General features: G+C 70.8%; 14 protein-coding genes. 7 read left to right on the top strand and 7 right to left on the bottom strand.

The annotated features are described in order from the left end of the window. From KCH87_RS13395 to KCH87_RS13385, 3 genes are read right to left on the bottom strand one after another with little or no spacing between them, the layout of a single operon-like run. Positions 1-1,080, bottom strand: a complete 1,080-nt coding sequence (locus KCH87_RS13395) for a low specificity L-threonine aldolase (RefSeq protein ID WP_210586246.1) — start codon at positions 1,078-1,080, stop codon at positions 1-3. Continuing rightward, complete coding sequence (locus KCH87_RS13390) at positions 1,077-1,823, bottom strand: SDR family oxidoreductase (RefSeq protein ID WP_210586245.1); 747 nt, start codon at positions 1,821-1,823, stop codon at positions 1,077-1,079. The genes KCH87_RS13395 and KCH87_RS13390 overlap by 4 nt, the downstream gene beginning before the upstream one ends. Positions 1,824-1,861: 38 nt before the next feature. After that, the gene (locus KCH87_RS13385; protein ID WP_210586244.1) at positions 1,862-3,259 is read right to left on the bottom strand and encodes a DUF6421 family protein; all 1,398 of its coding nucleotides are present in this window, start codon (positions 3,257-3,259) and stop codon (positions 1,862-1,864) included. A gap of 395 nt (positions 3,260-3,654) precedes the next feature. On the opposite strand from KCH87_RS13385, the gene KCH87_RS13380 reads away from it, so the two are divergent. After that, positions 3,655-4,338, top strand: a complete 684-nt coding sequence (locus KCH87_RS13380; RefSeq protein ID WP_210586243.1) for a glycerophosphodiester phosphodiesterase family protein — start codon at positions 3,655-3,657, stop codon at positions 4,336-4,338. Between the two features lie 3 nt (positions 4,339-4,341). Here KCH87_RS13380 and KCH87_RS13375 read toward each other — a convergent pair whose 3' ends face one another. Continuing rightward, positions 4,342-4,881, bottom strand: coding sequence for a GNAT family N-acetyltransferase (locus KCH87_RS13375; RefSeq protein ID WP_210586242.1), 540 nt, complete (start codon positions 4,879-4,881; stop codon positions 4,342-4,344). A 71-nt stretch (positions 4,882-4,952) separates the two neighbouring features. Here KCH87_RS13375 and KCH87_RS13370 point away from each other — a divergent pair, with 71 nt between their 5' ends. Then, on the top strand, positions 4,953-5,345 hold the full coding sequence (locus KCH87_RS13370) for a VOC family protein (protein WP_210586241.1): 393 nt from the start codon (positions 4,953-4,955) through the stop codon (positions 5,343-5,345). Between the two features lie 95 nt (positions 5,346-5,440). On the opposite strand, the gene KCH87_RS13365 is transcribed toward KCH87_RS13370, so the two are convergent. Together KCH87_RS13365 and KCH87_RS13360 are read right to left on the bottom strand one after the other, a co-directional pair. Then, complete coding sequence (locus KCH87_RS13365; protein ID WP_210586240.1) at positions 5,441-5,983, bottom strand: MarR family winged helix-turn-helix transcriptional regulator; 543 nt, start codon at positions 5,981-5,983, stop codon at positions 5,441-5,443. After that, positions 5,980-7,593, bottom strand: a complete 1,614-nt coding sequence (locus KCH87_RS13360) for an FUSC family protein (protein WP_210586239.1) — start codon at positions 7,591-7,593, stop codon at positions 5,980-5,982. The genes KCH87_RS13365 and KCH87_RS13360 overlap by 4 nt, the downstream gene beginning before the upstream one ends. A gap of 155 nt (positions 7,594-7,748) precedes the next feature. On the opposite strand from KCH87_RS13360, the gene KCH87_RS13355 reads away from it, so the two are divergent. The 5 genes from KCH87_RS13355 (at position 7,749) to KCH87_RS13335 (ending at position 11,627) form a co-directional block, all read left to right on the top strand. After that, a complete protein-coding gene (locus KCH87_RS13355) occupies positions 7,749-8,279 on the top strand; it encodes a DUF5134 domain-containing protein (protein WP_210586238.1) in 531 nt (176 codons plus the stop codon). An 87-nt stretch (positions 8,280-8,366) separates the two neighbouring features. Continuing rightward, entirely contained in the window at positions 8,367-9,302 is a 936-nt protein-coding gene (locus KCH87_RS13350; RefSeq protein WP_210586237.1) for a M56 family metallopeptidase, read from the top strand. 56 nt (positions 9,303-9,358) lie between these two features. After that, positions 9,359-10,048, top strand: coding sequence for a phosphatase PAP2 family protein (locus tag KCH87_RS13345; RefSeq protein ID WP_210586236.1), 690 nt, complete (start codon positions 9,359-9,361; stop codon positions 10,046-10,048). Positions 10,049-10,116: 68 nt separating this feature from the next. Next, positions 10,117-10,806, top strand: coding sequence for an HAD family hydrolase (locus KCH87_RS13340; RefSeq protein WP_210586235.1), 690 nt, complete (start codon positions 10,117-10,119; stop codon positions 10,804-10,806). A 143-nt stretch (positions 10,807-10,949) separates the two neighbouring features. Beyond that, a complete protein-coding gene (locus KCH87_RS13335) occupies positions 10,950-11,627 on the top strand; it encodes a TetR/AcrR family transcriptional regulator (protein WP_210586234.1) in 678 nt (225 codons plus the stop codon). Here KCH87_RS13335 and KCH87_RS13330 read toward each other — a convergent pair. Further along, the gene (locus tag KCH87_RS13330) at positions 11,615-13,117 is read right to left on the bottom strand and encodes an LVIVD repeat-containing protein (RefSeq protein WP_210586233.1); all 1,503 of its coding nucleotides are present in this window, start codon (positions 13,115-13,117) and stop codon (positions 11,615-11,617) included. The genes KCH87_RS13335 and KCH87_RS13330 overlap by 13 nt on opposite strands. Positions 13,118-13,149: the final 32 nt, after the last annotated feature.

Raw genomic sequence — 13,149 nt, 5'->3', positions numbered from 1 at the left:
CTAACGCGCCATCTCCTCCTTCAGCGCCGCCACGAACGCGTCCACATCCTCCTCGGTCGTGTCGAAGGCGCACATCCAGCGCACGTCGCCCGCGGCCTCGTCCCAGAAGTAGAAACGGAACCGCTTCTGAAGACGCTCGCTCACGTCGTGCGGGAGGCGCGCGAACACGGCGTTGGACCGCACCGGGTGGAGGAGTTCGACGCCGTGTACCGCGCGCACGCCCTCCGCCAGCCGCTGGGCCATCTCGTTGGAGTGCCGGGCGTTGCGCAGCCACAGGTCCTTGGCGAACAGCGCCTCCAACTGGACCGACACGAAGCGCATCTTGGAGGCGAGCTGCATGGACAGCTTGCGCAGGTGCTTCATGTGGCTGACGGCGTCCTGGTTGATGACGACGACCGCCTCGCCGAACAGCGCGCCGTTCTTGGTCCCGCCGAGGGAGAGGATGTCGACGCCGACCGCGTTGGTGAAGGTCCGCATGGGCAGGTCGAGCGACGCCGCCGCGTTGGCGAGGCGGGAGCCGTCGACGTGGACCTTCATGCCGTGCGCATGGGCGTGTTCGCAGATGGCGTGGATCTCGTCGGGCGTGTAGACGGTGCCGAGTTCGGTGCTCTGGGCTATGGAGACGACCTGCGGCATGGCCCGGTGCTCGTCCTCCCAACCGTACGCCTGCCGGTCGATCAGCTCGGGCGTGAGCTTGCCGTCGGGTGTGGGCACGGTGAGCAGCTTGAGGCCGCCCATGCGCTCGGGAGCGCCGCCCTCGTCGACGTTGATGTGCGCGCTCTCGGCGCAGATCACCGCGCCCCAGCGGTCGGTGACCGCCTGGAGCGCGACGACGTTGGCGCCGGTGCCGTTGAAGACCGGGAACGCCTCTGCGGTGGCGCCGAAGTGGCTGCGGATGATCCGCTGGAGGTTCTCGGTGTAGGCGTCCTCGCCGTACGCGACCTGATGGCCGCCGTTGGCCAGGGCCAGGGCGGCGAGCACCTCGGGGTGGGCCCCGGCGTAGTTGTCGCTGGCGAAACCGCGGATCTCCGGGTCGTGGTGGCGACGAGCCTGCGAAAAAGCGGTCTTCGGAGGGTTCACGGCTTCTCGGTCAGCCACAGACGTTTTCCGTTCACTTCAGCGGCGGGCTTGTCCCAGACGCCGACGACGGCGTCGGCCAGGTCCTTGACGTCCGTGAAGCCCGCGAACTTCGCGTTGGGTCGCTCGGCGCGCATCGCGTCGTGCACCAGTGCCTTCACCACCAGGATCGCAGCCGCCGCGTTCGGGCCCTGCTCGCCCCCGGCCTTGCGGAAGTAGTCGGCCGTGGCCAGCGTCCACGCCTCGGCGGCGGCCTTGGCGGCGGCGTAGGCGGCGTTGCCCGCGGTGGGCTTGCTGGCACCGGCCGCGCTGATCAGGACGTACCGGCCGCGGTCGCTGCGCTGGAGCGCCTCGTGGAAGGCGAGGGAGGTGTGCTGCACCGTGCGGATCAGCAGCAGCTCCAGGAAGTCCCAGTCGTCGAGGTTGGTCCTGGTGAAGGTCTCGCTGCCGCGCCAGCCGCCGACGAGGTGCACCAGGCCGTCGATCCGGCCGAAGTCCTTCTCGATGCGGGTGGCCCAGTCGTGGGTCGACTGGAGGTCGAGCAGATCGACCGTGTCGCCGACGACGGTGGCGCCGCCGTGCGCGTAGCTGGCCGCGTCCACGGCCTCCGCCAGCCGCTCCGGGTCGTTGTCCGAGCCGACGACGGTCGCGCCCGCCTCGGCCAGCCTGAGCAGCGCCGCGCGCCCGGCGGGTCCGCCCGCGCCGGCCACCGCGATCACCGCGCCGCTGAGAGCCCCGTTCCCCATGATCCTCGCCTCCTGAGCAGCATTCTTGGTGCGGTCGCTCACGCGGCGACCCGCTCGGCGGTGTCCCCGGTGATGCCCCGAGTCGAGGCAATCACGTTCTTGAGCTTCTTGGACAGCGCCTCATAGAACATGCTCAGCGGAAACTCGTCCGGAAGCACGTCATCGACGAGCTTGCGCGGCGGCAGGGCCAGGTCCAGGGCCTCGGGACCCTTGGCCCACTTGGAGCCGGGGTGCGGAGCCAGGTAGGTGGAGACCAGCTCGTACCCCTTGAACCAGTGGACGAGCTTGGGGCGATCGATGCCGTCGCGGTACAGCTTCTCGATGTCGGCGCAGAGCTGGTTGGTGACCTGGGGTGCGCGCTGCCAGTCGATGAAGAGCTTGTTGTCGGTCCAGCGGACGACGTCGTGCTTGTGCAGGTACGCGAAGAGGAGCTGACCGCCGAGGCCGTCGTAGTTGCGGACGCGCTCGCCGGTGACCGGGAAGCGGAACATGCGGTCGAACAGCACCGCGAACTGCACGTCACGGGCCTGTGGGACGCCGTCGGCCGCCAGCTTCACGGCCTCCCTGAAGGCGGTGAGGTCGCAGCGCAGCTCTTCGAGGCCGTACATCCAGAACGGCTGGCGCTGCTTGATCATGAACGGGTCGAAGGGCAGGTCGCCGTGGCTGTGGGTCCGGTCGTGGACCATGTCCCACAGGACGAAGGCCTCCTCGCAGCGCTTCTGGTCGTGGACCATGGCGGCGATGTCCTCGGGGAGGTCGAGGCCGAGGATGTCGACGGCGGCCGCGGTCACCCGGCGGAAGCGGGCTGCCTCACGGTCGCAGAAGATGCCGCCCCAGGAGAAGCGCTCCGGGGCCTCGCGCACGGCGATGGTCTCCGGGAAGAGGACGGCGGAGTTGGTGTCGTAGCCGGCCGTGAAGTCCTCGAACGTGATGCCGCAGAACAGCGGGTTGTCGTAGTGGGTGCGCTCCAGCTCGGCCAGCCAGTCGGGCCAGACCATGCGCAGGACGACCGCTTCGAGGTTGCGGTCGGGGTTGCCGTTCTGCGTGTACATCGGGAAGACGACCAGGTGCTGGAGGCCGTCGGCGCGGTGTGCGGCGGGCTGGAAGGCCAGCAGCGAGTCGAGGAAGTCCGGCACCTGGAAGCCTCCGTCGGCCCAGCGGCGCAGATCCCCGACGAGGGCCTCGTGGTAGGCGCGGTCGTGCGGGAGCAGCGGCGACAGCTCCGCGACGGCGTCGGTGATCCGGCATACGGCGAGTTCGGCGTCCGCGGATTCCGGGGCGCCCTCGGCCTCGAAGTCGATCGATCCGTCCTTGGACTGCCACGGCCGGACCTGCTCCACGGCATCCTTGAGGACGGGCCACGCCGGGTGCTCCACCACCCTGACCACGGGAGGAACCCGGCCCTCCACACCCACCTGCACAAGAATTTCCGTCATACCCCATCCTCCACGGGAGAACCTCGCGTAAGGACACCGTATGCATACGGGGTTTCCTTCAGCAAGTGGATACTCGGGAGATTATCCTGCCTGAACCCCATCGTCACCGAACTTTTTCCTGTCAGATACCGTGGAGACGATTACTTCGGCTGTGCGCGGGCAGGCGTCACACGGGATCAACGACCGCCTGCGGTCAATCCGCACAGGACTCGCCCACGCCCGGGTGACCGCGCGCGAGCCCGCGCAAGCAGGTTCGCCGTGCGCAGCACGCCAATCCCTGGTGAACGTGCGGGTACATCGCAGGGAGGGGCCGTTAGGCTGCGGCCCTGCCACGCGAAACGTCCGCTCCGTTTCGCGCGTGCCCGAGCCGCCGTCGACGGAAGCGAGTTGGAACCTTGAACTTCCTTACCATCGGTCACCGCGGAGTCATGGGTGTCGAACCCGAAAACACCCTCCGTTCCTTCGTAGCCGCCCAGCAGGCCGGCCTCGATGTCATCGAACTCGATCTGCACCTGAGCAAGGACGGCGCCCTCGTCGTCATGCACGACGCGGACGTGGACCGCACGACCGACGGATCCGGTCCGATCGCCGAGAAGACCCTCGCCGAACTACGCGCCCTGGACGCGGGCCGCGGGGAGCACGTGCCGGTCTTCGAAGAGGTCCTGGACGCAGTGAAGTGCCCGGTTCAGGCCGAGATCAAGGACGAGGCCGCGGCGCGTGCGCTCGCCGAGGTGATGCACAGGCGGGATCTGCTCGGCCGGGTCGAGGTGTCCTCGTTCCACGACGAGGCGATCGCCGAGATCGCCCGGCTGGTGCCCGGCGTGCGCACCGCGCTCATCGGCAGCCGCTTCGGCACCGACATCGTGGACCGTGCCGTCGAAACCGGTGCGCGGACGGTCTGTCTCAACATCCGCCGGCTCACCCTGGAGGTGGTGGAGCACGCGCGGAAGGCGGACCTGAGGATCATCGGCTGGGTGGTGAACACACAGGACCACCTGCGACTCGTACGGGCTCTGGAGCTCGACGGCGCCACCACCGACTACCCGGAGATCAAGCGCACCGGCCGCTTCACGGCCTGACGGTTATGCGAGTGCCTTGACCAGCAGCTCGAACTGAAGGTCTTCGCGCTGGGGAATGCCGAAGCGCTCGTCGCCGTACGGGAACGGGGTCATCCGTCCCGTACGGCGGTAGCCGCGCCGCTCGTACCAGGCGATGAGGTCGATCCGTACGGTGATCACCGTCATGTGCATCTCCGTGGCACCCCACTCCGCACGGACGGCACGCTCCGCCTCGGCGAGGATGACCTTGCCGAGGCCCTCGCCCTGGACGCGGGGGCTGACCGCGAACATCCCGAAGTAGGCGTGGTCTCCGCGGTGTTCGAGCTGGCAGCAGGCGACGACCTCCCCGGCCCGCTCGACCGTCAGCAGCCGGCTGTCGGGCGACTTGATCACGGCCCGCACACTCTCCGCGTCGGTGCGCTGTCCTTGGAGGATGTCCGCCTCGGTGGTCCATCCGGCGCGGCTGGAGTCACCGCGGTACGCCGACTCGATCAGTGCGACGATTGCGTCCACATCGGCGTCGGCCGCATCTCGAAACGTCAGTCCGGTGGCTGCGGTCTCCATGGAGTACGACTCCGATCTCTGGCGCGGCTCAGGCACGGACGAGAGTAACGCAGCCACTAGGCTCCGGATGCATGGTGCATGTACTGAGCGGCCGTATCCTCCTGCGACCGACCGATCCCGAGCGGTCCCGGGTCTTCTACGGCGAGCAGCTGGGCCTGGCCGTCTACCGCGAGTTCGGAACGGGGCCGGAGCGCGGCACGGTCTACTTCCTCGGCGGCGGCTTCCTGGAGGTCTCCGGGCGGTCCGACACTCCGCCGTCCCCGGCCGTGAAGCTGTGGCTCCAGGTCGAGGACGTGGCCGCGGCGCACGAGGAGTTGCGCGCGAAGGGCGTCGACATCGTGCGTGAACCGGTGAAGGAGCCGTGGGGACTGATCGAGATGTGGACCGCGGATCCGGACGGGACACAGATCGTGCTGGTCGAGGTACCCGCGGACCATCCGATCCGGTACCGGCCGGGGATCTGAGCAGCCCTGCCGAATTCAGCGGCGCTTGGGCAGCGCCCCCGAAGGGGCGCAGGGCTGTGACATATGCGGCTCCGCCGCGTGGGCGCGTGCTCTGATCAGACGCGCAGCCCGCTCAGGCGGCCTTCCAGCTGGGCGAGCAACTCGCCGAGCAGACCGGCGAGTTCGCCTCGCGTCGGGGTGTCCAGGCCGGACAGTACGGCGGTTTCGTACGCGAGTTGCTCCGGCAGGATCCCGTCGACCAGCTCACGGCCGGCGTCCGTGAGGCGGACGTGGGCGACGCGGCGGTCGCGGCTGTCGACCCGGCGCTCCACCAGGTCGCGCTCGGTCAGCTGCTTGAGGCGTTTGGTGACGGCGGCGCCCGAGGAGAAGGTCTCGCGGGCCAGTTCGCCGGGGGTCAGCTCGTGCCCCGTGCGGCGGAGCGCGCCCAGCAGGTCGAATTCGGGGCGGTTGAGCCCGACCCGGCGCAGGGGGGCGTCCTCGGCCTGCTGGAGGAGCGCGGCGCAGCGGTTGATCCGGCCGATGATCTCCATGGGGCCGGTGTCGAGGTCGGGGTGCACGGCCCGCCACTGCTGGACGACCGCCGCGAGCGTGTCCCCCCGCGGCACACCGGCGGCGGCCTCTCCGTTCGTTGCCGTCATTGCCGTACGTCCTCCGTCGTCGGTTCGCTGCGTCGCGCCTGTCCTGCCGTCGCGGCGAGCGTACGGTGTCCCGTCTGCTCGGCGAGCACGACCCGCTCCTCGGGCCGGGTGCGCTGCCACCACTCGCCGGCTGCGGCGTCGGCCGTGGCGCGCAGTTCGACGAGGGCCGCGGTGAGGTCGCTGCGGGCGGATTCCAGGGCGCCGGGGGCCGTGTGCGGCTCCGCGAGGAGGCGGGCGACGCGCTCGCGGGCGCGCTCGACCGCGGTCAGGGCGTGCTCGACGCGGTGGCCGGCACGCCGGTTGGTGACGGCGACGGCCGCGGCGAAGCCGACCAGCGCGCCGACCAGGGTGTCCACGACCCGCTCGGTGATGAGCCGCCCGGGCTCCTGGAACCCAGCGAACTCGGTGATGAGCAGCGCCATCGGCGTCACGCAGATGCTGCCGAGCCAGTAGTTGCGGCCCATCAGCGCCTCGGCTCCGAAGTTGAAGGCGAGGCAGCACAGGACGAGGGCCGCCGGACCGAGGTGGGCGAGGGGCACGACAGCGGCGAAGAGGAGGACGCCGACGAGGTTGCCGACGACGCGCTGGACGCCCCGGCTCCAGGTGAGGGCCATGTTGGCCTGGTAGAGCGCGGCCGCGGTGACCAGGGCCCAGTACGGGCGCCCGATGCCGAGCGCGAGGGAGGCGTATCCGGCGAGGGCGCAGCCGAGGGCGGTGCGTACGGCGATGGGGGTCAGCGGGCCGAGCCTGCGCCACAACAGCGTGCGCCGACTGGTGAGTTCGGCGTCCGCGACCGGAGCTCCGGCATGGGGAACCGGTCCGGCGCCCCGCAGGTCGCGGGCCCAGCCGCGCAGTCGCGCCGGGTCCGTGTCGGCGGGTGCGGCGAGCGCGATCTCGGCGCGCACGACGAGCTGTTCGAGCGCGCGCCGGGGCGCGGTGCGGGCTCCGGCGGACAGCAGTGACTGCCGGGCGGCATGCACGGCGGCCGCGGCCACGGGCGCACGACCGTCTCCGGTGCGGTGTGCCTCGGCGTACGCGGCGGCTGCGTTCAGCGCGTGTGCGGTGGCGCGGCGCTCCGGGCCGTGCGGGCGGACCAGTCCGGGCGCCATGGCGACGAGCCAGGCCCACGCGCCGGCCGCGAGGCCCAGCGCAAGATGGCCGGGGACCTGGCCGAGGGTCTGCGGCGCGAACAGGGAGGCGGAGCTGATGAAGGTGAGGACGACGTTGCCCGGTGGGCCGATGCGGGTCGCGTCGCAGAGCGCCTTCTGCACGGCGGCGAGCAGCGCGCCGACGGTGACCAGGGCGACGGCGTTCGTGGTGAGCGAGGCGGTGACCAGCGCGACGGCGAGGCCGCCGAGCATGCCGAGCACGACCCAGGCCAGGGCACGGGCCCGGGCGGCGTAGGGGCGGTTGTGGGCGTACAGCGCGCACAGGGACCCGGCCATCGTGTACATGGCCAGATCGAGGCGGTCCAGCGCCAGCAGGGTCAGGTTGGGCGGGGCGACCGCGGCGACCACGCTCAGGGCGGGCTTGAACCAGATGTCGGAGGGGCGGCCGAGGCGGAGCACGCCGGCGAGCGGGATTCGGGGGGTGGAGGTCGCACTGCTCATGGCCATAACATTAGCAGGTGTTTTACTCGTGAATCATATTTCTCACTGTACGTGCCCCGCCGAATGCTCCCCGCGTACACCCTTGCGCTCGCATGCGCGCCGCCTGCTCCGGGCATCCCATGACCGACTGCCCGACGTCGAGCGGGGAGGTGCGTGTGCACGGACCGGCTTCCCCCGGCTGGCTGCTGGTCGCGCTGTGCGCGGCGACCGGCGCCTACTGTCTGCTGCGGATGCGCAGCAGGGTCGAGGAGCAGCGCCGGGCCGCGGGCGGCGAGGCTCTGATGGGTTTCGGCATGGCCGCGATGGCCGTACCGGCCGCGGTGTTCACGCCGCCTTCGTGGGCGTGGCCCGTGTACGCGGCCGTGTTCGGAGGGGCCGCGCTGCACGCGCTGTGGGCGGCACGGACCAACGCCCACCATCTGCACCACCTGGTGGGCGCCTCGGCCATGGTCTACATGGCGCTCGCGATGGCCGTCTCGCCCGGTCGGCACGACGATTCCGGGGTCCCGCTCGTCACCGGGGCGCTCCTGGCGTACTTCGTGGGGTACGTGCTGCTGTCCGGTACCCGGCTGGCGCCCGTCGCCGCCGGTGGCGGGAGCGTCGGGTGGGGTGACCGGCCGGAGCTGTCGCGGGCCTGCCGGCTGTCGATGGGGATCGGGATGGTAGCGATGCTGCTGACGCTCTGACGTACCGCCTGCATACGGTCGTGGTCTGCGTCACTTCGACGTAACAAGCCGTACCCCTGAGTGTTCCGCCGCTCATAGGGTGCTCCCATGATGGTCCCCGCGGCACTGTTGCTGCTCGGCGCCCTGACCGCCGTGGTCGCCCCTCGGCTGCTCGCCCGGGCCGACTGGCCGGACCGTGAACCCGTGGTCGCCCTGTGGGTGTGGCAGTGCGTGGTGGCGGCCGTGCTCCTGTGCTGTGCGCTGTCGATGACGCTCAGCGCGGCGGCCGCCTGGCAGGCGGTGCGCGGCCATGTGTTCGCTCCCGCACCGCACGCCGTCGTGGAGGCCTACGCGTTCGGTGCCACCGGCCCCTGGGCCGCCACGACCGCGGTGGCGCTTGCGCTCGGCGGGGTGTGGACCGCGGCGATGCTGGTCCGCGAGGTCCTACGGGCCCGAGTGCGGCGTCGGCAGAATGGGGCCGAACTCCTCTTCCGCGCCCCGCAGTTGCCCGGCGAGGAGCCCGACGGCCATCGGCTGGTCGTCCTTGAGGGCGAGCGGCCCGACGCCTGGTGGCTGCCGGGCGCGGCGCCCCGGCTGGTCGTCACCACCGCCGCGCTGCGCCGGCTGAAGGGCCGGCAGCTGGACGCCGTACTGGCCCATGAGGAGGGACACGCGCAGGCGCGGCACGACTGGCTGCTGCACTGCTCGGCCGCGCTGGCTGGCGGGTTTCCGCAGGTGCCGGTGTTCGCCGCGTTCCGTCACGAGATGCACCGGCTGGTCGAACTCGCCGCCGACGACATGGCCTCCCGGCGCTTCGGCCGGCTCACGACCGCTCTGGCGCTGGTGGAACTCAACGAGGACCGGGGCGTGTTCGGCCCCTGCCCGACCCCGCAGGCCCATCTGCCCCTGCGGGTCAACCGGCTGCTCACTCCCCCGGACCGGCTCTCGGCGGCCCGGCGGCTGCGGCTCACGGCGGCGGCCGCGCTGGTACCGGTCGTGCCGGTACTGGTGACGTTCGTACCGGCGCTGCGGACGCTGGGCTGAGCCTTCGGCGGCCCCGGGATTGGCCTCCCGCCCCACCGGTCGGCGAGGATCACCATATGCACACCCCGCCCGTCGACTCCCCGCCCCGCCCGCCCGACCACCGCGGCACCGTCCGTTCCGCCACTGCCCTGGCGGCGTCCTCGGTGCTGCTGCTCGTCCTGGTCGCGGCGGAGTGGGGCCCGCTGATCGCGCTCGACGGCGACATCGCGCGCACCACGCACCGCTGGGCGGTCGACGGCCCGGGAACCACGCAGGCGTTCCGGATCCTCACGGACTGGGTCTGGGACCCGTGGACGATGCGCATCCTGTGCGCGGCCGTCGTAGTGTGGCTGATGTGGAGACACGCGGCCTGGTGGACGGCCCTGTGGCTGGCGGTCACAGTGGCGCTCGGCACCCTGGTGCAGCAGTCCCTGAAGGCGGCCGTCGGCCGCACCCGCCCGGTCTGGCCCGACCCCGTCGACTCGGCCCACTACGCGGCCTTCCCGTCCGGCCACGCCATGACCGCCACGGTCGTCTGCGGCCTTCTGCTGTGGCTCCTCCACCGCTACGGCCCAGGCCGCACCCTGTGGCGTACGGCCGTGGCGGTGGCGGTGATCTCCGTGGCCGGCGTCGGCCTGACCCGCGTGTGGCTGGGCGTCCACTGGGCCTCGGACGTCGTCGGCGGCTGGCTGCTGGGCGCGACGCTGGTGGCCCTGGCAGTGATGGCGCACCGGCGGTGGGTGCCTGAGGCATCGCCCTCCCGCTAGACATCGCCGTTCCGCGCGGCGGCAGCGATCTTCCCTCCTCCGGGAACGCGTCCTCGTAGGATCGCCCCATGACTGCCGTGCTGTTCGATTTCTCCGGGACCCTCTTCCGTGTCGAGTCCACCGACTCCTGGCTGCGCGGGGTGCTGGCCGAGGCCGGGATCGCTCTTCCGGAGGCCGAGTTGGCCGAGACGGCGCTGGCCCTGGAGACGGCGGGTGCGCTGCCCGGCGGGGCCGATCCGGTGCGGCTGCCCACGGAGGTCGCCGAGGTGTGGGACGTCCGGGACCAGAGCTCGGAGCTGCACCGGGCCGCGTACACCGGGCTCTCCCGCCAGGTGCCGCTGCCCGACCCGGGGTTGCACGACGCCCTGTACGAACGCCATATGTCGCCTGGCGCGTGGGCGCCGTACCCCGACGCGGCGGAGGTCCTGCACGCCCTGCACGAGCGCGGGATCCAGGTCGCCGTGGTGAGCAACATCGGCTGGGACCTGCGCCCGGTGTTCCGCGAGCACGGCCTCGACCCCTACATCGACGCATACGTCCTGTCGTACGAGCACGGCATCAGGAAACCCGACCCGCGGCTGTTCGCGACCGCCTGCACGAAGCTCGGCGTCGAAGCGCGGGACGTGCTCATGGTCGGTGACGACCGCCGCGCGGACGGCGGCGCGGCCGCGCTGGGGTGCGAGGTGCACTTCGTGGACCATCTGCCGGTGGCACTGCGGCCCGACGGCCTGCGGCCGGTGCTGGACCTCGTCGGCTGAGCCGGCCGGTGTATGGCCGCCCGCCTCGGACGATCCCCCGTTTCGCCCGAGGAGGACGGCAGCACCGGACAAGCCCATGGATGGGGCCGGCCCGGACGCGCTGAGTATAGTTGGCTGCCAACCAGTCAACGCAGGAGTACAGCATGTCCCCGCGCAGCGCCTCGGTCAATGAAGAGTTGCGGCGGCGTTCCCGGGAGCGGCTTCTCCAGGCGGCGGTCGAGCTGGTCGGTGAGCATGGGTTCGAGGCCACGACGCTGGGCGACATCGCGGACAGAGCGGGCTCGGCGCGCGGTCTGGTGTCGTACTACTTCCCCGGTAAACGCCAGCTCGTGCAGTCGGCCGTGCACCGGTTGATGAACCGCACGCTGGAGGAGGCGCTGGAGCGCGAGCCGCGTACCGATGACGGTCGGGAGCGGATGGCGCGGGCGATCGACGCGATCCTGGGACTGGCCCGGGACCGGCCCGTGCTGATGCGCCAGCACATGGCCGGGCTGTTGCATGTCGAGGGTTTCGTGCCGTGCCCGGAGCAGCGGCGCCTGGCCGAACTGCTGCGGGACACCGTCGCCCGCTTCGGTTCGCAGGACGTCGACGCCGACTACCCGATGCTGCGCGCCCTGCTGATGGGCGCGGTCTACGCGGCGCTGGTGCCGGGTGTTCCGATGCCCGTGCCGGTGCTGCGGGCGGAGCTGTTCAAGCGCTACCGGCTGGACTGGGACCTGGGCGTCCCGCCGGACACCGAGGCGGCGTCCGGCGGGACGGGTGACACAGATCTGTCGCGGTTCTTCGCGACCGGCGAACGGCCCGCAGATCAGTCGAAGTAGTCCGGCTGGGTCTGCACGTTGAGCTCGCTCATCCGGACCCACTTGGCCGGGTCGGTGCGCTTGTCACTGATCTTGAGGACGTCGAATCCCTTGGCGATGTCGTTCGAGTAGATGTAGCCGTTGTAGTAGTACGCCGACCAGGCACCGCCGGTCGTCATCGTGCCCGTGGTCAGCGGGCCCCGCTCGAAGTAGGCGATCTCCTTCGGCTTCGCGGAGTCGGTGAAGTCCCAGACCGAGACGCCGCCCTGGTACCAGGCCTGGACCATGAGGTCCTTGCCCTTGACCGGGATCAGCGAGCCGTTGTGGGCGACGCAGTTCTCGGTGTCCGCCTGGTGGCGGGGGATCTTGAAGTAGCTGCGGAAGACGAGCTTGCGCTTGTCGCCCTTGCCGACGACGTCGTAGATGCCGTCGGCACCGCGGTTCGGGCCGATCGCCGCGTTGCAGGTGGCCGCACCGCCGCCGCCCAACTCGTCGGTGAACACGACCTTGTTGGCCTTCTGGTTGAAGCTCGCCGAGTGCCAGAACGCGAAGTTCACGTTGTCCTGCACCTGGTCGATGACCTTCGGGTGCTCCGGGTCGGCGATGGAGAACAGGATGCCGTCGCCCATGCAGGCGCCCGCGGCCAGGTCCTTGGAGGGCAGCACGGTGATGTCGTGGCAGCCGGTGGTCTTCGAGACGCCGGGGTTGGTGGGCGCGCCCGGGTTGCCGCCGCCGTCGGGGCCCTCACCGGGGAAGAGGACCGGGAAGTTCACGACCGCGGCCTTCTCGGGAGCCTGGCGCGGCACCTTGATGACCGAGAGGCCGTCGTGCGGCGGCTGGCAGTCCGGGTAGGCGGCGTTCGGCGAGTACGAGGAGACGTAGACGTATACGTTCTTGCGCTCGGGCACCAGCGTGTGGGTGTGCGAGCCGCAGGCGGTCTCCACGGCGGCGACGTACTTCGGGTTGGCCTTGTCGCTGATGTCGAAGACCTTCATGCCCTCCCACGAGGACTTCTCGGTCACCGGCTGCGTGGTGCTGTTGCAACTGCTGTCGCTGCGCGAGGAGTCGGTGGACAGGAAGAGCAGGTTGCCCGAGACGGAGATGTCGTTCTGCGAGCCGGGGCACAGCACCTGGGAGACGGTCCTCGGCGCCTTCGGGTTGCTGATGTCGAAGACGCGGAAGCCGTCGTAGTTGCCGGCGAAGGCGTACCTGCCCTGGAAGGCGAGGTCCGAATTGGTGCCGGGCAGCACGTCCTTGGGGATGTTCGTGACGTGCTGGATGTTGGCCGAGTGGACGATCTCGTCCTGGCCGGGTATCTCGCCGTTCTCCAGGGCCTGTCTCACCTCGGCCTGGGTGCTCGCGGAGACGTCCTTCTGCGCCGCCGGGCCGTCCCCCGGGTCGGGGGTCGCGGCTGCCGGACCGCCCGTGAGCAGCGCGGCCAGCAGCCCGGCGGCAGTAGCGCCGACTGCCAGGCGTCTGCGCCGCGTTCGGGGTTCGTTCAACAGGATCACTGTTTCCTCCCTCGTTCCGTTCGGGTGCGAAC

The organism is Streptomyces sp. GESEQ-35 (assembly GCF_017948485.1).
Lineage (GTDB): Bacteria > Actinomycetota > Actinomycetes > Streptomycetales > Streptomycetaceae > Streptomyces.
The sequence above is the reverse complement of the archived record's forward strand: the minus strand, read 5'-3'. Positions and strand labels throughout refer to the sequence as shown.